Genomic DNA, 16,778 nt, shown 5'->3' with positions numbered 1-16,778 from the left:
CGATTGTCCAGGCCCCTCGGAGCGCGCGCCGCCGACGGAAATCCGCTGGTCACCGAGGTTGCACTGCCAGGGCCTGTTACGAAAGTGATGTTTGTGGCCAGAGGTCGATGACTGATTGCCGCCAGCACGCCCTGGCGGGGCCCGTCACGCTTGCCGCATGACTGATCCACTCGACGCTTGCGGCATGACTGATCCACTTGCGGTAGACGCCGCAGCCGTTCTCACCGGCATGTACGCGGCGGAGGCGGAGTATCTAGCGGCAGGAGGCCCGGGTGAAGCTTCGTTCGATCTGCTGGCCCCGTTCTTCGCTCCAGATGTCGTACTGCACCAGGCTGCTGCTCTTCCCTATTGCGGCACTTGGCGCGGGCATGCGGGCATGGAAACGTTCTTTCTCGCGATGAGCCGGGCGTGGGAATCGTTCGACATGGAGGAGCAGGAGTTCCTCGTCACGGGCGAGACCACGGTGGTACTCACCCAGGTCAGTGCTCGCGCGCGTGCCAGCGGCCGGGAGCTCGCCTTCCCCATCCTGCAGACGCTCAAGGTCAAGGACGGGCAGATAGCCGAAGTCCGCCCTTTCTACTGGGACTCCGCCGCAATCGCCGCGGCCTGCGCAGTACCGGCGGAGCGTGTGTAGGACCAGCGGGGCCCGTCAATCACGGCCACTCGCCGCGTTTCTCGCGGGAGGCGTACGGGGCGTACGCCTTGCAGGCCGCGCCGTTGCCGGTTGCCGGTTGCCGGTTGCCGGTTGCCGGTTGCCGGTTGCCGGTTGCCGGTGGGAACGGCCCAAGGTGCGGCCTCGGTGAGCGAGGCCGTCCACCTCCGATGAGCTCCCGGTCCGCCGAGGTGCCCTGCACGGCTCCGGTCCAGGCAAGATCGTGGGGTGGCGGAGCGCACGTTCGTCAGGCGCTGACCACCTCCCGCACCGCGGCGAGGAACTCTTCCGTGCGGGGGTGCGTGGGGTGGGCCGGATGGGCGAGGTAGACCGTGGCGGCGGGCGCGTCGTCGACCGGAACGAAGCGCACCCCCGGGTGGCCATGGCTCTCCGCCGTGCCCGCGGCGCCGACGCCGAACGCGCCACCCGTGGCGATGAGGTTCAACCACTCGTCGACGTTGCGCACCTCCACCGTGCGCTGCGGGCGCTGCGTCGGGGGCCAGAGGTCCACCGAGGCGGTGCCGGTGTCCGGCCACAGCGCCAGCGGGAGGGCCGGGCCGGAGGTGAGCTCTGCCAGGCGCACCCGGTCGCGGGCCGCGAGCGGATGGTCGTCGGGCAGGGCGGCGACCCGGTCCTCGGTGTAGAGGGCCTCGGTGCGGATGCGCGGGTCGGCGGGGACGGTGCGCAGCACCGCCACGTCGGTGTCGCCGGTGGCCAGGCCCGCGGTGCTGTTGTCCTGCCGGACGACTTCGAGCGGGGCGTGCGGCTGCTGCTGCCGCCATGAGCGCAGCAGCGGGACGGTCTGCTGCCCGAGCACCGCGCACGTGTAGCCGAGCCGCAGCGGCCGGTCGACGGCCCGGGTGTCGGCGAGTGCCGCGTCGAGATGAGCGAGGATGGCGCGTCCATGCCCGAGGAGGGTCGCCCCGGCCCGGGTGAGGTCCAGATGCCGGGGGGAGCGGTCGACCAGCCGGACCCCCACGCGCGCCTCCAACTGGGCGAGTGTGCGGGACAGGGCGGGCTGCGTCATGTGCAGCCGGGCGGCCGCGGCGGTGACCGTGCCCGCCTCGGCGATGGCGGCCAGGGCCTTGAGGTGACGCAGCTCCACATCCATGCGTACGAAGCATAGTCGCTGCCCAGATGGCATTTCCGAGCGTGGAGCGTGATCCGTAGCGTCGGATGCGCCGGGTGGTTCGCCCGGTATCCCCTCCTGGGGTACTCCCAGGGATCTCCCGGTATTTCCGGGGGTTTGTCTTCAGACATCGGACGGTGAGCTGTGAGGATTCTTCTGGTCGGCGCGGGCGGCACGCTGGGCTCCGCGGTGCGCAAGGCGCTCACGGAGCGCGGCCACGAGGTGATCGGTGTGGGCCGCACGGGCGGGGACCTGATCTGCGACGTCACCGATCCGGCTGCTGTGGCCCGGATGTACGCGCAGGTCGGTCCGCTGGATGCGGTGGCCGTCGCGGCGGGCGACGCCGTGTTCAAGCCGCTGGCCGAGCTTGCCTCGGACGACTTCGCGGCGACGTTCCGCGGCAAGGCCCTCGGCCAGCTGGAGCTGGTCCGCCAGGGCGCCCGGCACGTGGCTGCGACCGGCTCGTTCACGCTGGTCAGCGGGATCCTCACGGAGGAGCCGATCGTGGCCGGGGCCGCCGCGTCCGCGGCCAACGGTGCCGTCGAGGCGTTCGTACGCGCCGCCGCGATCGAGCTCCCGCCGCAGCGGATCAACGCGGTGAGCCCGACGGTGGCCGAGGAGTCGCTGCCCGCCTACGGGCCGTTCTTCGCAGGCATGGAGCCCGTCCCGGCGGCGCGCGTCGCGACGGCGTACGTCCGCGCGGTCGAGGGGGCACAGACAGGGCAGGTGTACCGGGTGCGCTAAGGGACGGGTCACGGGAACGCGACGGTCCCAGCCCTTGTGGGCGCGTCATTCGCGGGGCTCTCGCCGCTGCGATGGCCCGCCTCATGCCCGGCGCCGGGGCCGGGGCCGGCGCGTCCCTGCAACACGGGGCGCCCGGTCGGGAACCGTGGCCGGGCCGGGTCGCGTCCCTTTCCGGGACCGCGGAAGGGACGCCCATGAGCCTCGACGCACCCCGCCCGTCCGGGCGGTCGCCATACGGCGGGCCGCGGCCTGCGAGCGACCCGCCGCGGCCGTACACGCCGCTGTGGCGACGGCTGCGTGAGGACGAATGGCCGCCGCTGGGTGAGGTGTTGCGGGGGCGGCGGGAGCAGGTGCGTCCGGGGGTGTTGCTGGTGCTGCTCTTTCCGTGTCTGTGGTGGCTGACCGTGCCGGTGCTGGTCGGCTACCAGCTTGCCCGTACGGCCCGCCGTATGGCGCGCCGGGTCTTCCCCGTACGCCCGGAAGGGCACGTCGAGGATCCCGAGGTGCTGCGGGTGCAGCGGGTGCGGGCCTGGGTGGCCCTTGTCATGTCGGGGATGCTGCTGGCCGTGTTCGGTGGCTGGCAGGACGTGTGGGAGGCACAGCAGCAGTTCCTGCAACGGGTGTTGTTCGCACCCTGGTTGGCGCTGTTGGGTGCGGCGGTGGTGGTGGCGCTGCTCTTCTTGGCAGCCAGGCCCGGGACGCGGCGGGCCATGCGGACGCGGCTGTGGCCGGCCGGTCGCTCGGCCTTGTGCTACTTCGGGGCCTGGACGCTGGTGCCACTGCTGCTCACGGCGGCGGGCGAGGGGATGGGGCTGCTGCCCAAGAGCGCCAACGGGCTGCCCGGGCTGCTGCTCTGGGTGTCCGTGATGTTCGTGTGCTGGGCGCCGTTCTGGTGGGTGATCTTCTTCCTCTGTTTCGCCTCCGGTCCGGCGCTGCGCCACGCCTTCAACCTGTCCGTCCTGCACGCGGCGCTGCCCGCGCTGGTCACCTCCGTCCTGGTCTGGGTGTTCGCCTTCCTCGGCCTGTCGGCAGGCGGCCTGCCGCCGGGCCCGGTGCCACTCGCGGTCTGCGCGTTCCTCGGTGGCCCGGTGTCGGTGACGGCGGTGGCCTGGTGGGAGATCCACAGGCTGCGGCGGCGGCACGGGGTGCGGTGGCGGGGTTAGCGCCGCGGAGCTGCGCGGTCCGTCCGGCGGTTCGATACCCACTCCAGTGACGCGGTTTTGTCCCGCCGCGCTATCGGTCACGAACGACCACTACATGACAGGACGTCAGCTGAGTACAGCCAAATAGGCTCCCCTGGCTATCAGGAATCAGGAATAGCGAACTGCAACTGGATCACTAAAGACGGCAAACCATCGAACCTGATCACAAGCATCCGGAGCTTGACGATTCCGCACCGAACCGCACGATAGGCTGAACCATCTGATTCATCGCGCCGTCCCTTGAGATTCAGCAGGATAGGAGTGATTGCGATGCCCATGCCGACCCACCCGCCGAAAAACCCCTCAAGCCCCTTTTCGTCCTTCAGCGGCCACCATGTTGGTATCCGCGTTCCCGACTACGACGCGGCGAAGGCCTGGTACACGGAGAAGCTGGACTTCCGAGTGCTCCAGGAATGGCCCTACGGTGAGCTGAAGCTCGCGTACCTCTGTCCGCCCAACGATGACAACTTCCACGTGGAACTGCTGGCCGGACCGGTACCCTTCCCGAACGAGATCCTCGACGACCTCGGAGTCAGCCTTCAGCACGGCGGCTACCAGCACATGTGCGTCCACGTCGACGATGTCGACGAAGCACGCGCCGAACTCGCCAGCCGTGGCGTCGACCTGATCGGTGAACCCTTCGAGATCGAGGACATCAGCCGACGACTGGCGTTCTTCCGTGACCCTTGGGGCAACATGATCGAACTGTCGCAGAGGCTGCCCGGCGCAGGTTCCTGACCAGCCTCACCACGCCAGCATCCGCGCGCACAGCCTGACCCCGTTCTCACCAGGCCCCCGGGCCTCTGCACGACTGACAGCTTTCATCCGTTGCGAAGGCCCCCACTCGCCCACCGCACCGTCCTCGAACGGCCGAATCACCACATCACTCAGGCCCCACCAAGGCGCTTCAAAGCGCTTCAGGGCGCTTCAGGGCGCCTCAGCAAAACCCTGTCACGAGCTCGTAGAAGCCCGAGCCGGCGAAAGGCTCGCGCAGGGCGAAGCGTGCCAGCAAGTGAAGTTTTCAGAGGCTACTCACATTGAATTCCCGATGTCGGCCTTACGGGTCCAAGCAGCGGCACTCGACTCGGGGGCGGATGCCATATGCCATTCGCGGGTCGTGTCCCCTCATCCCGGCCGGCCGTGGGAGCCCGCCTCGAGGGCCGTACGAAGGATGGCCAGGGTGGAGGCGATGCGGGCCAGGTCGTCAGGGGGAACCGCCGCGGTCAGCGAGACGAGCTCGCTTTCGACAATGGGGCGGGAAGCGGACAGCTGCTCCTCACCCTCGGATGTGAGGCGGAGGACGGACGAGCGGCGGTCCTGAGGATGCGCGACCCGCAGGCACCAGCCCGCAGCCACCAGCCGGTCGACCGCCTTGCTGACGGCCCCCACCGTGATCGCCAGTTCGCCGACGATGTCGAGCACCCGGCACCCCGGCACGCGGTCGATGATCTCCAAAAGTTCGAACTGTCCCAGCCCCAGGCCTTGTTCGGCGCGCAAGCGGGCGTTCACCGCGTTGTAGAGCCGGGTCTCGACGCGGACCAGATCGCTGAAGATCGGAGTGATGTGTCTCACATTAGCCTTTCAGTAGATTCCTGGGAATCATCTTCCGCGGAATCCGGTTGGAGTCAGGCAGATGGATTCCAAGGAATCCATCCTCGCACCCCGACCCATGGAGGCCCCACATGTCCCGACAGCAGCGCGACGCCCTGGACGCCGTACTCCGTTCCGCCCCTCGCAGCGAGATACGGCCCACTCCCGAGGAGCAGCGCAGCGATTTCGCGGCGGCTATCACCCGCCCCGCACCGGAGGGCGTGGTCACCCGCAGGACCGTCCTGGGCGGGCGGCCGACCCTGGAACTGGAGCCCGCCGAAGCCTCCGGCCGCGGCCGACTGCTCTACCTGCACGGCGGCGGCTACGTCATCGGCTCACCGGACACCCACGCAGGGCTGGTCGGTGAACTGGCCCGCCGCGCCGGGCTGCGCGCGACGTCGGTGGATTACCGGCTGGCGCCCGAGCACCCTTTCCCCGCGGCTGTCGACGACGGGCTCGCGGCCTACCGCGAGCTGCTGGCATCGGGCACCGACCCACGGGACCTCGTCATGGCCGGTGACTCCGCCGGTGGCGGACTGAGCATCGCCACACTGCTCGCCGCCCGGGAGGCCGGGCTGCCGCAACCAGCCGCCGTGGTCGTCTTCTCCCCCTGGGCCGACCTCACCCTCGCTGGAGGAAGCATCCGTTCCAAGGAGAGCGCCGACCCCATTTTCACCGGGGCCGACCTGCACGCCGACGCCGATCTCTACGTCGGCGCAGGCGACCGGGCGCATCCCCTGGCCAGTCCGTTGTTCGCCGACCTCACCGGACTGCCCCCACTCCTCGTGCAGGTCGGGGCGAACGAGGTGCTCCTCGACGACGCGGTCCGGCTGGCCGGCCGCGCGGGCGCCGACGGCGTCGAGGTCACGCTCGAAGTCGGCCCCGGCCTCCCCCACGTCTTCCAGCACAACTACGGCCGCCTCGACGAGGCGGATGCCGCACTCGAACGCGCCGCACGCTTCCTCACCGCCCACCTGCGCGCCGGGCGCCCGGGCGCCGACCCTCTCGAACCGGTCCACTGACACCGACCCCGACTGCCTCCACGTGATGTCGGCGACGGCCGCAGGAGCACCATCGCCGACATCACGGGTTCAATTTCCGTAGGTTCAACGTCTCTGCGGGGTCAGACGTGGACCACTTCGCGTATGCGCGCCCTTCGCCGGTAGGGAGTCACACCAGGTCGGCAGGTCCATGAGCGCGAGTTGGGCCAGGTCGACAGATCGGCGATCACGGCTCTCGCGCCCTGGGCCCGTTCGGCCAGGCGGTGCTGGTGCTGCGCTGATCCCGAGAACAGGGCTGCGTGCACTGCCTGGCCCGGGATGCCGGGATGCCGGGATCTCACAGGCTACCGGCTACTGCTACCTCCATGAGGGCATCGGTGTGCTGGCCGCCCAAGCTCCTGATCTGCACGAGGTGTTGGACCTCTGCCGCACCCAGGGGATGACACACGTGGCGCTGGACGGCATCTGTGCAGCGCTCGTATTCGACGACCACGGGCGCGTTGTTCTCGTCGAGCCCGAGTGAGTCGATTCGCCCTCCCGGGCCGCAGTCGATGACGTACGGTCCTGTTCCGCCGGGGCGTGCCGCCGTGCCAGTCCAGGTCGACGCCCCCCCGTACTGGCCCGGCAGGGCTTCGGCGAGCCGGCCGATCCCGTCGGTGTCGGTGTCCGTGTCGGTGACGTCCAGGACCCGGCCGAGCATCTGGGCGCGGGTGCCGGGCAGTTGTGCCGCCTCGCGGGCAACGTCGGTGACGCGCTGGTGCGGCGCCTGCTCCTGGCCCACCGGCTCGGGGCGGACGCCGGTCGGGTTCTCGTCGGCGAGCACGCAGCCCTGGAAAGACCGACCGCCGGCTCGGCTCATGCAGGCGTCGCCCTGGCCCGTGGGGCTCGAACTGCCCCACGGGATCTGCTGTGGGCTATCAGTAGCCGACGGTGAAGCGACGCTGGACGAAGCGGGGCAGCTCCGCCTCGTCGATCAGGGCCACAGCCGCATCTTCCACCGAGATCCGGCTACGACCCTCGGCATCCAGAACAGGCTGGTCACCTCCGACCCGGAAACGCCCAGTGCGCTCGCCGGGGGCGATCTCTTCCGCGGGGCTGAAGTACGTCCACAGCCGGTTCGAGGCCCGCAGGACGTCGAGAGCGTCGCGGTGCCCGCGTACCGCTGCGGCGTATTCGCGGGGCAGCCCGAGCTGGTCGAGGGTGGTGTGCAGCAACTCGTCGGAGTCGGCGCGCACCACGCCCGGTTCGATCTCCAGGCTGCCGGCGCCGCCGATCACGATGAGCCGGGTCCGCGGATGGCTCTCCAGAGCCTTCAGCAGGGCCCGCGCCGCCGTCGCGTAGACGGTCGGATCGGCGATCGAGCGCCGCACGGTGTCCGTGAAGTCCTTGGCGGCGTTGCCCGGTTGGAACCCGCTGATCAGGACGTCAAGGCCGGGCAGGGCGCCGGCGATGCTCTTCGGGTCCAGGGCGTCGACGCTCGCCCACGTGACGTTGTCCCGACGCTCGTCACGCCGCGCCCGAGTGGCGTCACGGCTGAACGCCCTGACGTGGTGACCGCGGTCGAGGGCCTCGCTGACCACCCGGCTGCCGATGGTGCCGGTGGCTCCGATGACTCCGATGTGCATGGTTCTCCCCTTGTGCATGCAGCTGCGGAACGCCACTGAAGTGACGCCGTGCAGAAACTATACGCCGTGAAGTTTTGCCACAGCACTAACTAAATGGACGCTGTAGAGTCTCCGTTGTGACAGTCACGGGCAGCAGGGGACGGCGGGAGCGGCTACGAGCCGAGACCACAGCCGAAATCAAGAAGGTGGCACTGGACTTGATGGCCTCGGGCGGGCCGGACGCCATCACATTGCGGGCCATCGCCCGCGAGATGGGCATGACGGCCAACGCCATCTACGGCTACTTCGCGACCCGGGACGACCTGGTCACCACGCTCATCAACGACGTGTACACCGCGTTGGCCGACGCCGTGGACACTGCCTGGGAAGCCGCCCCCGCCGCAGAGCCCGCCGTCCAGATCGAGGCATGGGCCCACGCCTTCCGGAACTGGGCCCTGGTGAATCCGCAGGGCTTCCGGCTCATCTACGGCGACCCCGTCCCCGGCTACCAGGCTCCCGCAGGCGGCCCGGCCCCGGATGCCGCACGCCGCGTCTGCACCGGACTCACCGCCCTCGCGGCAGCCGCATGGCCCCACGCCCAACACCTCTACCAGGACAGCGCCTTCAACTGGTCCGACTTCGACCCCGGGCTCCTCGACAAGGTACGCCCCGCCTTCCCCGACCTGCCGCCCGCAGCCGTCGCCCTCGCCTTGCGCATCTGGGGGCACCTGCACGGCCTCGTGTCACTGGAGGTCTACGGTCACCTGCGCACCCAGACCGCCAGCCCGGAGAAGCTCTTCCAGGAGGAACTCGCCCAGCTCACACAGACGCTGGGCATTCCGCGCCGGCGCTGAACGTCCGAAGCGCCAAGTGACGGACGAGAGCGGTGAAGGGCGGACCGCGGCGCCGTCAAGACTCGGGGGCCGGCTCGAATTCTGCGGCGAGGACGCGGGCGAGGAAACCACGCATGTGCTCGGCGATGGTCGCCAGGTGGCTCTCCAGGGCGAAGTGCCCGGATTCGAGCAGGTGGATCTCGGCCTGGGGCAGATCCTGGGTGAACGCCTTGGCGCCGTCGGGACCGAAGATCTCGTCGTTCGCTCCCCAGACCGCCAGCAGCGGGACCTGCGAGTCGCGGAAGTACTGGTGGACCCGGGGATAGAGGTCCACGTTCGTCGGGTAGTCGCGGAAGAGCTTGAGCTGGATCTCGTCGTTGCCCGGGCGGTCCAGCAGCGCCTGGTCATGGACCCAGTTGTCGGGGCTGACCAGGCTCGTGTCGGTGACTCCGTTCACGTACTGCCAGCGGGTGACCTCGAGGGTCAGGGCGTCGCGCATGGGGGCTTCGGTGTCCGGTCCGGGCGCCTGCGCGTAGGCGAAGACGCTGTCCCAGAAGGGCCTGACGAACCCCTCTTCGTAGGCGTTGCCGTTCTGGGTGACGATCGCGGTGACGCTGCCCGGAGCCTGGAGGGCGAGCCGCCACCCGATGGGCGCGCCGTAGTCCTGCACGTACATCGCGAACCGGTCGATGCCCAGGTGCTGGAGCAGTCCGGACGTGACGTCGGCGAGGGCCTCGAAGGTGTACGGGAAGTCCTGCAGGGACGGCATCGCGGACTGGCCGAACCCGATGTGATCGGGGGCGATGACGTGGTAGCGGTCGGCGAGCGCCGGGATCAGGTGGCGGAACATGTGCGAGCTGGTCGGGAAGCCATGAAGGAGGAGCACGGTGGGTGCCTTCGGGTCTCCGGCCTCGCGGTAGAAGACCTCGAGACCGTTGACCGTGGCGGCTCGGTGGTGGACTGCGGTGATCATGTCACTAACCTTCCTGCCCGGCTTTAGTGGTTATACATCCAGTCGAGCACTTCGAACCTAACCTGTCAAGAAGCTTTTACAGGTTAGGTGCGGAGGGGATGGCGGTCGGGCGCCACCCACCGGGGCGGCGAGATGAGGAGCGTCGACTCGGCCCCTTGACCCCAGATGGCCGACCGGCCCGAGACGCCCGGGCGCCGAGCCCATCAGCGCCGCGATGGCGCGCTGATGTAACCTGCCAAGCGAGCCAATAAGGTTAGGGGCGCGCGGATGGCCGGTCGGGAAGAGCAGGACGCGCTGTTGGAGCTCCTCAACAGCACACCGGTGGTCAACGGCGTCGTCCAGGACCAGTTCGCAGAGCCGGAAGCTGCCCGGTCCTGGCAGCAGGCCCACGGCGGCAGCGGCGGCGCGGACGAACTCCGAAGCCTCGTACAGGCGCGTGATGCCTTGCAGGATGTGGTGCGCGGCAGCCGGCCCGCCACAGCGCTGGCCCCGATCCTGAAGGGCGTCACCTCGCTCCCGCAGCTCTCGTCTGCGGGGGTGTCGTGGGAGCTGGACGTCCCTGCGGAGCGCCGGATGGCCGTTGAGGCGGTCATGGCATGGAGTGCACTGCAGGAGGCGATGCCTGGCCGGCTGCGGCCGTGCGCCAACCCGGAGTGCCGGCGGTTCCTCATCGATCGCAGCAAGACCAACAAGGGCCGCTGGTGTTCCATGGCCGTCTGCGGCAACCGCATGAAGGCAAGGCGCCACTACCAGCGCACCCGCGACGGCGCAGCCGAGTAGTAACTCCGGCGCTCCTTCGCTTCCGACCGCGGCCGAACGGTGTCTCAGGCCAGCCTTTGGAGGCGTGAAGTCCAAGAATTTTCCATGGTTTTGACGGCCCGTCTGCTGCATTCAGGCGGCCAGATGCTGTCCGTCGCGACTCTGTGCTCCCGGGCCAGGGTCGGGCAGGCTGAGCGCATGAACCTGGCCGAACACGCGAACGCCCGTCTCTCCGACTGGCCGGCGCTCTCAAGGGGGCGTGCGTGCTGCGGGGCACGGGATTGCCTATGCGCCGGAGCCCAGGAAATCGTGCACTTCCACGGCGACAACGAGGTCGACGTACACCTGACACACGCCATGATCGACAGGTTGCGTCCGGCGCTGCGGAATTCCAGCGCCCTCAAGGTGTCCGCGGCATCCGGATGGATCACGGTCCGGCTCGAAGCGGGCTCCGACATCGACCTGCTCGCCACGCTCGTCAGTGCCGCACTGCTGGCGACCGGCAGCCAGCAGGGGGCGACCGAATCGGCCCGAACGGACCCCTGCACCCGGTGCTCCTCGCCGGCGTCCCGCCGCCAGCCCACCCGGTGGTCACGGCGGGCCTTCGGCCGGTGTCGCACGTAGCGGGGAAGGCGCCCTCGCTCCCGTAGCGGACCCAGAACACAACCGACCTCCGGACAGTGTTTAATGGAAATGATTCTCATTTCGATGGATGGAAGATGCGCCTGTGCACGGCAACGACACCTCGCGACGGATACCGCCCGACCACCGCCACACCGCTTCACCCCAGGCCGCGACAGGAGCACGGTGATGGCGAGAGCGCCGGCCGCACCGGCGACGGCCGAGCGCCTGCACGGCGCTCCGCTGTGGTCGAAGCGGCTCCCCTGGGAACCGACCTCCCTGGCAGTGGGCGTCGGCCTGATCGCTGCCGCCGGGCGCCGCGGCGGGGTGCGGGTTCTGGACCTTGAGGGAGGCGAGGAGCACGGCCACCTCGCACTGCCCGGAGGCGTCACGGATCTCGCCTTCTCCCCCGATGGACATCACCTCGCCCTGGTGGGCCCCCGCGGGTACGGCCTGTGGCGCGCCGCGGACGGCCGGCTGATCACGCGACCCACCGCCACTGCCTGCATAAAGGCATGCTGGATGGGATCGGGCGTCGTGGCGATTGCGGACGGGCGCCGTGTCACCACCTTTGACACCGATGGCACGACCCAGTGGTCCACTTCGCCACTCCCGACCACGGCCACCGATATGGCCTGCGCGCAGGGCGGACGCCTCTTGGCCGTATCCCTGGCAGGCCACGTCCGCTGCTTCATGCCCATGCGCCGCGAACCGGTCGCCGTGCATGCCTACGGCGGAGCCCCGGACAATCTCACCCTGTCCGTCGATGGCCACTGGGCCGTCAGCTCGGCGCATCACTACAAGACCGTGCTCTGGGAGACGCATCGCCCAGCGGAGCAGCCGGTGGAGTGCGAGGCGACCTCAGGCCGGCACGCCCCGGAGTTCAGCGAGAGTGGTCACCGGCTGGCCGTACCAGCCGAGCGTCACCTGTCGGTCTGGTCCATACCCCCCAGGAAGCCGGAGCGATTGGCCGTTCTCCCCGTATGCGCATCAGCGCTGGCCTGGCGGCCTGGGCACGGGGACATGCTCGCGACGGCCGGGTCCGACCACGCCGTCCGACTGTGGCGCACGAGCACCCGAGTCCGGAGCAACACCGACGCCACCCTCGCCGCATGGCATCTGACCACCCCCGCCACCCGCCTTGCATGGATCGGACAGCGCATGCTCGCCGTAGCGGAACGAGGAGGCCGCGTCACGCTCCTGGGCATCGACGCAGACGCCGCATCGCACCGCTCGGAGTGACGGAGGTGCTGTGCGGCGAGGCCAAGAGCCGAGGCACTCGCGCGATGGTCAGCCGCCCCCGTCCCCCAATTTGGTAATGGCATCCATTTTCAGATAGCGTCACCGCACCCGATCACGCAGGAGGCTGCCATGGCCGTACCCAAGCGGAAGATGTCCCGCAGCAACACCCGCCACCGCCGCGCCCAGTGGAAGGCCACGACTCCCCAGCTCGTGACCGTCACCATCGACGGCACCCCCTACCTCGTACCGCAGCGACTGGCCAAGGCGTACGAGCGCGGGCTGCTGCGCCCGGAGAGCTGAGCCGACGCGATGACGCACAACCGACTGCCGGTCACCGTCCTGTCGGGCTTCCTCGGCGCCGGCAAGACCACGCTGCTCAACCACGTCCTGGGCAACCGGGAGGGCCTGCGCGTCGCGGTGATCGTCAATGACATGAGCGAGATCAACATCGACGCGACCCTGGTGCGCGGCGGCGAGGCCGCCCTCTCCCGCACCGAGGAGCGCCTGGTCGAGATGACCAACGGCTGCATCTGCTGCACCCTGCGCGATGATCTGCTGGAAGAGGTCGACCGGCTGGCCCGCGAGGGCCGCTTCGACTACCTCCTCATCGAGTCCAGCGGCATCTCGGAACCGATGCCGGTCGCCGCCACCTTCGCCTTCCCGCGCGATGACGGGGCGACCCTCGGCGACCTCGCCAGGCTCGACACCATGGTCACCGTCGTCGACGCCGCCAACTTCCTGCCCGAGCTGAACGGAGGCGACGGGCTGGTCGAGCGGGGCCTGGACCAGTACGAGGACGACGAACGCACCGTCAGCGACCTGCTGATGGACCAGATCGAGTTCGCCGACGTCATCGTCCTCAACAAGACCGACCTCGTCGATGCGGACAGCGCCGGCCGTTTTCACGCCACGCTCACCCGCCTCAATCCGGCCGCCCGCATCGTGCCCGCCCGGCACGGCCGGGTGCACGCCGGCGACATCCTCGGCACCGGACTGTTCGACCTGGAGCGGGCTCAGCAGGCCCCCGGCTGGGTGCGGGAAATCAACGGCGACCACGTACCGGAGACCGAGGAGTACGGCATCTCCAGCACGGTCTTCCGTGCCGACGCACCCTTCCACCCCGGCCGACTGTGGACCTTCGTCACCGAGGGACTCGACAGCGGCGCCTACGGCACCATCCTGCGCTCCAAGGGCTTCTTCTGGCTGGCGAGCCGCCCGAACGTCACCGGGTTGTGGTCGCAGGCAGGCGCGGTCGCCCGCTTCGAGCCGTCCGGCGCCCGCGCCATCGGCGACAGCCAGGGCCAGGAACTGGTCTTCATCGGAACGGAGTTGCGCGCCGAAGCGCTGCGAGCGGCCCTGACCGACTGCCTCCTGGCCGAACGGGAACAGCCGTCCGGCGACCCGTTCCCCCCATGGGAGACGTACGGAATCGATGACGCCTGCGAACACGAGCACCAGGACCTCGACCTGGTGGCGCAGGCCTGAAAGCTCCGGGTTGGGCGGTGGTCGCAGCCACGGCACCGCCCAACCCGGTGGGTCACTCAGCGCTTACGGCGCCTTCCGTGAGACCCGCGCCGCCCGGACCGCCCTCCCGTGGCGTCCTCGCCACCCGACGGCGTACCGGCCCCGGCGGGCGCCCCCGGTGCGCCCTGCCCCCTGCGGTCCGCCGAGACGACCAGCGCCGCGAGCAGTGTCGTCAGCGGCACCGAGGCGACCAGCCCGATGCTGCCCACCAGCGTGCGCACGATCTCGGTCGCGACCACCTCGCTCGTGGTGACCGTACCGACGCTGCTCTGTGCGATCGAGAACAGCAGAAGCAAAGGCAACGCCGCGCCCGCGTAGGCCAGTACGAGCGTGTTCACGACCGATGCGATGTGATCCCGTCCGATCCGCATCGCCGCGCCGTACAGCTTGCGCCAACCCGCCGACGGATCCGCCTCCTTCAGCTCCCACACCGCGGCGGTCTGCGTGACCGTCACATCGTCGAGCACACCCAGCGACCCGATGATGATGCTGGCCAGCAGCAGGCCACGGATCTCGATGTCCGGGTACAGGCCGTGCACCAGCCCCGTGGTGTCGTCGATGTTGCCGGTCAGCAGGGCCCAGCCGATGAACACCGATCCGAGCAGGCCGATCAGCAGCAGTGACGCGAGCGTGCCGAGCACCGCCACCGACGTCCGGGCGGTCAGGCCGTGGCACAGATAGAGCGCGATCAGCATGATCGCGCTGCCTCCGACCACCGCCACCACCAGCGGATTGGACCCTTGCAGGATCGCCGGCAGGATGAACAGCGTCAGCACCATGAAGCTCGCCGCGAGCGCTACCAGCGCGAGCACCCCGCGCAGCCGGCCGACGACCACGACCGCGAGGGCGAAGATCGCGGCCAGCACCCACATCGGGAAGGTCCGGTCCACATCGGTGACCGCATACTGGAGATCCTTCGGGGCCTTGGGGGAGTACGCGACGACCACGTTCTGCCCGGTCGTGTAGTACCGCGTGGCGTCGGGTGTCACCACCGTCTGGAAGGTCCGTCCGGCGTCCTTCCCGGTGGTGACCTTGATCGTCGCCTGCTCGCAGTCCTTGCCCTTCGCCGCTCCCCCGCCCGGCGGCTGCCCCGGCGGTGAGGTCGGCTGAGGCTGCTGTTCGGCATGGACGTCGGCACAGTTCACCTGCTCCACCTTGACCACGGTGGCGCGTTCCGTGGGCTGGTCGAAGCCGACGCCGGACGGCTTGTGCGAAGGCGCGCCACCCGGCCACAGCACGACCAGACCGACCACCACCGCGGCCGCGAACGGGATCAGGACCGCCGCGATGACCTTGCGCAGATGACGGGAAACGGGCGCAGCGGGCCCATGGCCGTGCGCGTGCGAATGCGGATGTGTCTGGTGCTCGGGGCTGCTCACCGCCCGATCATTGCAGGAACGCAGGTGGCCGTGCCGACAGTACGTCCTGCTGCGCCGGCATGTCGGACCGGCCGTGCAACAGACAGCCTCATGACGCCGGGAGGCCGCGCACGACGAGCCCGCCGAGCCGGGCTCGTGCGGGCCTGCGCTGGTCGTTTCCACGCCTCCGGGGCAGGTGTCCGTGGTCAGCGGGGAAGGTCACCGAGCAAGGGATCGGGGAAGTCGGCCCAGCCGTCCGCGCCCAGTGAGAGTTCCGTGTCGTCCAGCAGGGCGGCGTCGAGTGCGGAGCGCAGCCGGTCTGGATCGAGGTCGGTGCCGGTGAAGGTGATCTCGTTGCGACGTTCGCCGTAGTAGTCGTGCCAGAACCACGAGGCCAGTGTGCGTCGTTGGGGGGATGCGGCACGCCAGGCACTGTCGGTTTCGGACTCCAGCCAGCGGTCCGCCGCACGCAGTTCCATGTGCGTACCGGCCGACCGCCAGGTCACCACCGCCTCTGGCCTGCTGGACAGCCACAGGTGGCCTCGGCTGCGCACCACGCCGGCCATAACGGTGGGCAGTGCTTCCGCAAGCCGCTCAGGATGCAGCGGTCGCCGGGTCTGCCACACCACTGACGACACGCCCTGGTCGGTAACGGGGAGCGGACGTGACGCGGCCACCGGTTCCAGCCGAGCCCGCCACTCCTCAAGAGCGTCCGGTGCGGGCCGCAGGAACGACGACGGCAGCTCCAGTCCTGGCCCCGGCTGCCACGAAGCATCGACCAGCGTGGCGGAGGGATTGAGGTGGCGTGCCAGCACGGCCACCCCGCCCGCTCGGCGGTCGGCGGCATTCGGCGAGGCCGCCACGATCAGGCCGTCCGCCGCCTCCACCCGGCGGGCGGCGATCTCGGCCTGCGTCAGGGGGTCGGTGCGGTCGGCGCCATCCCACAGTCGAGCCGCACGGTGGACACATCCCAACTCGGCCAGGAAAGTCGCCGGCTCGATGCCGGCCAGAACAGGTGCTGGTGCGTAGTAGTCGCCGAGTGCGCTGGCCCCCATCCGCGGTCGCCACAACTCCTCCAGGAACGGCAGGAGGTCCAGATCGTCGGAGAGGGCGAGGACAGTGTGCGGGGCCTTTGCGCTGCGTCGAATCGCCAGCAGGTCCTGCCGGAGAATCACCACGGGGTCGCCGGTAGCCGCTCGTGGCATGGACTGCGGCACGCCGGTACCGGTGGCGAAGCGTTGCACCACTGGGTACCCGCTGTCCCGGCAGTGGATGGATGCGGACAGCACCACGGCGTGGGGAGCCGCGCGCAGGAGGTTGTCCACCACGAGCCCCCGGGCGGCCGGCGTGTTCCCGACCACGATGCTCAACAGCCCCTTGGGCACTTGGCTCCTATCAATTGAGGTGGGCGATGTAGCCGGGGTGGCGCCGCGGCTCTGGGCCGTTGCCCAGGGCCCGGGCCCCCAACGCCACCGCGGGGCCCGCCCAAACCCACCACCCAATGTGAAACCCCCGCGGGAAACCGCGGCAGCCCCACACCCCCCGA

General features: G+C 69.6%; 18 protein-coding genes and 2 pseudogenes. 12 read left to right on the top strand and 8 right to left on the bottom strand.

What is annotated here, in order from left to right:
• Positions 1-157 precede the first annotated feature (157 nt).
• Positions 158-634 carry a nuclear transport factor 2 family protein gene (locus ACFWZH_RS38470; protein WP_384442852.1) on the top strand — a complete coding sequence of 159 codons (477 nt, stop codon included), beginning with the start codon at positions 158-160 and terminating at the stop codon, positions 632-634.
• A 265-nt stretch (positions 635-899) separates the two neighbouring features.
• Here ACFWZH_RS38470 and ACFWZH_RS38465 read toward each other — a convergent pair whose 3' ends face one another.
• A complete protein-coding gene (locus tag ACFWZH_RS38465) occupies positions 900-1,763 on the bottom strand; it encodes a LysR family transcriptional regulator (RefSeq protein WP_384442849.1) in 864 nt (287 codons plus the stop codon).
• 162 nt (positions 1,764-1,925) lie between these two features.
• On the opposite strand from ACFWZH_RS38465, the gene ACFWZH_RS38460 reads away from it, so the two are divergent.
• A complete protein-coding gene (locus tag ACFWZH_RS38460) occupies positions 1,926-2,525 on the top strand; it encodes a short chain dehydrogenase (protein WP_384442846.1) in 600 nt (199 codons plus the stop codon).
• Between the two features lie 194 nt (positions 2,526-2,719).
• On the top strand, positions 2,720-3,688 hold the full coding sequence (locus ACFWZH_RS38455; protein WP_384442843.1) for a hypothetical protein: 969 nt from the start codon (positions 2,720-2,722) through the stop codon (positions 3,686-3,688).
• Between the two features lie 140 nt (positions 3,689-3,828).
• Here ACFWZH_RS38455 and ACFWZH_RS38450 read toward each other — a convergent pair whose 3' ends face one another.
• Positions 3,829-4,005 (bottom strand): hypothetical protein, encoded by a 177-nt coding sequence (locus tag ACFWZH_RS38450; RefSeq protein ID WP_384442840.1) that lies wholly within the window; start codon positions 4,003-4,005, stop codon positions 3,829-3,831.
• Here ACFWZH_RS38450 and ACFWZH_RS38445 point away from each other — a divergent pair.
• Positions 3,998-4,465 (top strand): VOC family protein, encoded by a 468-nt coding sequence (locus ACFWZH_RS38445; protein WP_384442837.1) that lies wholly within the window; start codon positions 3,998-4,000, stop codon positions 4,463-4,465. The two genes, ACFWZH_RS38450 and ACFWZH_RS38445, sit on opposite strands and share 8 nt — an antisense overlap.
• A 387-nt stretch (positions 4,466-4,852) precedes the next feature.
• On the opposite strand, the gene ACFWZH_RS38440 is transcribed toward ACFWZH_RS38445, so the two are convergent.
• On the bottom strand, positions 4,853-5,299 hold the full coding sequence (locus ACFWZH_RS38440) for a MarR family winged helix-turn-helix transcriptional regulator (RefSeq protein ID WP_384442834.1): 447 nt from the start codon (positions 5,297-5,299) through the stop codon (positions 4,853-4,855).
• Positions 5,300-5,409: 110 nt separating this feature from the next.
• Here ACFWZH_RS38440 and ACFWZH_RS38435 point away from each other — a divergent pair, with 110 nt between their 5' ends.
• The gene (locus ACFWZH_RS38435; RefSeq protein WP_384442830.1) at positions 5,410-6,339 is read left to right on the top strand and encodes an alpha/beta hydrolase; all 930 of its coding nucleotides are present in this window, start codon (positions 5,410-5,412) and stop codon (positions 6,337-6,339) included.
• A gap of 209 nt (positions 6,340-6,548) precedes the next feature.
• A pseudogene (locus ACFWZH_RS38430) lies at positions 6,549-6,820 on the top strand (IS5/IS1182 family transposase); the annotation flags it as partial.
• Here ACFWZH_RS38430 and ACFWZH_RS38425 read toward each other — a convergent pair.
• Positions 6,779-6,871, bottom strand: a pseudogene (locus ACFWZH_RS38425) (transporter); the annotation flags it as partial. The pseudogenes ACFWZH_RS38430 and ACFWZH_RS38425 sit on opposite strands and share 42 nt — an antisense overlap.
• 364 nt (positions 6,872-7,235) lie before the next feature.
• Positions 7,236-7,943: an NAD(P)-dependent oxidoreductase gene (locus ACFWZH_RS38420; protein ID WP_384442827.1), complete on the bottom strand. Its 708-nt coding sequence runs from the start codon at positions 7,941-7,943 to the stop codon at positions 7,236-7,238.
• Between the two features lie 116 nt (positions 7,944-8,059).
• Here ACFWZH_RS38420 and ACFWZH_RS38415 point away from each other — a divergent pair, with 116 nt between their 5' ends.
• Positions 8,060-8,776: a TetR/AcrR family transcriptional regulator gene (locus ACFWZH_RS38415; RefSeq protein WP_384442824.1), complete on the top strand. Its 717-nt coding sequence runs from the start codon at positions 8,060-8,062 to the stop codon at positions 8,774-8,776.
• Positions 8,777-8,831: 55 nt separating this feature from the next.
• On the opposite strand, the gene ACFWZH_RS38410 is transcribed toward ACFWZH_RS38415, so the two are convergent.
• A complete protein-coding gene (locus tag ACFWZH_RS38410) occupies positions 8,832-9,728 on the bottom strand; it encodes an alpha/beta fold hydrolase (protein ID WP_384442821.1) in 897 nt (298 codons plus the stop codon).
• A 267-nt stretch (positions 9,729-9,995) separates the two neighbouring features.
• Between ACFWZH_RS38410 and ACFWZH_RS38405 the strand changes: the two genes are divergently transcribed.
• From ACFWZH_RS38405 to ACFWZH_RS38385, 5 genes are all read left to right on the top strand, one after another.
• Positions 9,996-10,508, top strand: a complete 513-nt coding sequence (locus tag ACFWZH_RS38405) for a CGNR zinc finger domain-containing protein (protein WP_384442818.1) — start codon at positions 9,996-9,998, stop codon at positions 10,506-10,508.
• Between the two features lie 84 nt (positions 10,509-10,592).
• Positions 10,593-11,111 (top strand): luciferase family protein, encoded by a 519-nt coding sequence (locus tag ACFWZH_RS38400; protein WP_384442816.1) that lies wholly within the window; start codon positions 10,593-10,595, stop codon positions 11,109-11,111.
• Between the two features lie 186 nt (positions 11,112-11,297).
• Entirely contained in the window at positions 11,298-12,350 is a 1,053-nt protein-coding gene (locus tag ACFWZH_RS38395; protein WP_384442813.1) for a WD40 repeat domain-containing protein, read from the top strand.
• 129 nt (positions 12,351-12,479) lie between these two features.
• Positions 12,480-12,650, top strand: coding sequence for a 50S ribosomal protein L32 (gene rpmF, locus ACFWZH_RS38390; RefSeq protein WP_384442810.1), 171 nt, complete (start codon positions 12,480-12,482; stop codon positions 12,648-12,650).
• A gap of 9 nt (positions 12,651-12,659) precedes the next feature.
• A complete protein-coding gene (locus ACFWZH_RS38385; protein ID WP_384442807.1) occupies positions 12,660-13,835 on the top strand; it encodes a GTP-binding protein in 1,176 nt (391 codons plus the stop codon).
• A 56-nt stretch (positions 13,836-13,891) separates the two neighbouring features.
• Here the strand turns inward: ACFWZH_RS38385 and ACFWZH_RS38380 are convergent, their stop codons facing one another.
• Together ACFWZH_RS38380 and ACFWZH_RS38375 are read right to left on the bottom strand one after the other, a co-directional pair.
• The gene (locus ACFWZH_RS38380) at positions 13,892-15,253 is read right to left on the bottom strand and encodes a YibE/F family protein (RefSeq protein ID WP_384442804.1); all 1,362 of its coding nucleotides are present in this window, start codon (positions 15,251-15,253) and stop codon (positions 13,892-13,894) included.
• 185 nt (positions 15,254-15,438) lie between these two features.
• Positions 15,439-16,617, bottom strand: a complete 1,179-nt coding sequence (locus ACFWZH_RS38375) for a GTP-binding protein (RefSeq protein WP_384442801.1) — start codon at positions 16,615-16,617, stop codon at positions 15,439-15,441.
• Between the last annotated feature and the right edge of the window lie 161 nt (positions 16,618-16,778).

The organism is Streptomyces sp. NPDC059008 (assembly GCF_042749045.1).
Classification (GTDB): Bacteria; Actinomycetota; Actinomycetes; order Streptomycetales; family Streptomycetaceae; genus Streptomyces.
Note: the sequence above shows the minus strand (reverse complement) of the source record. Positions and strands in the feature narration are given on the sequence as shown.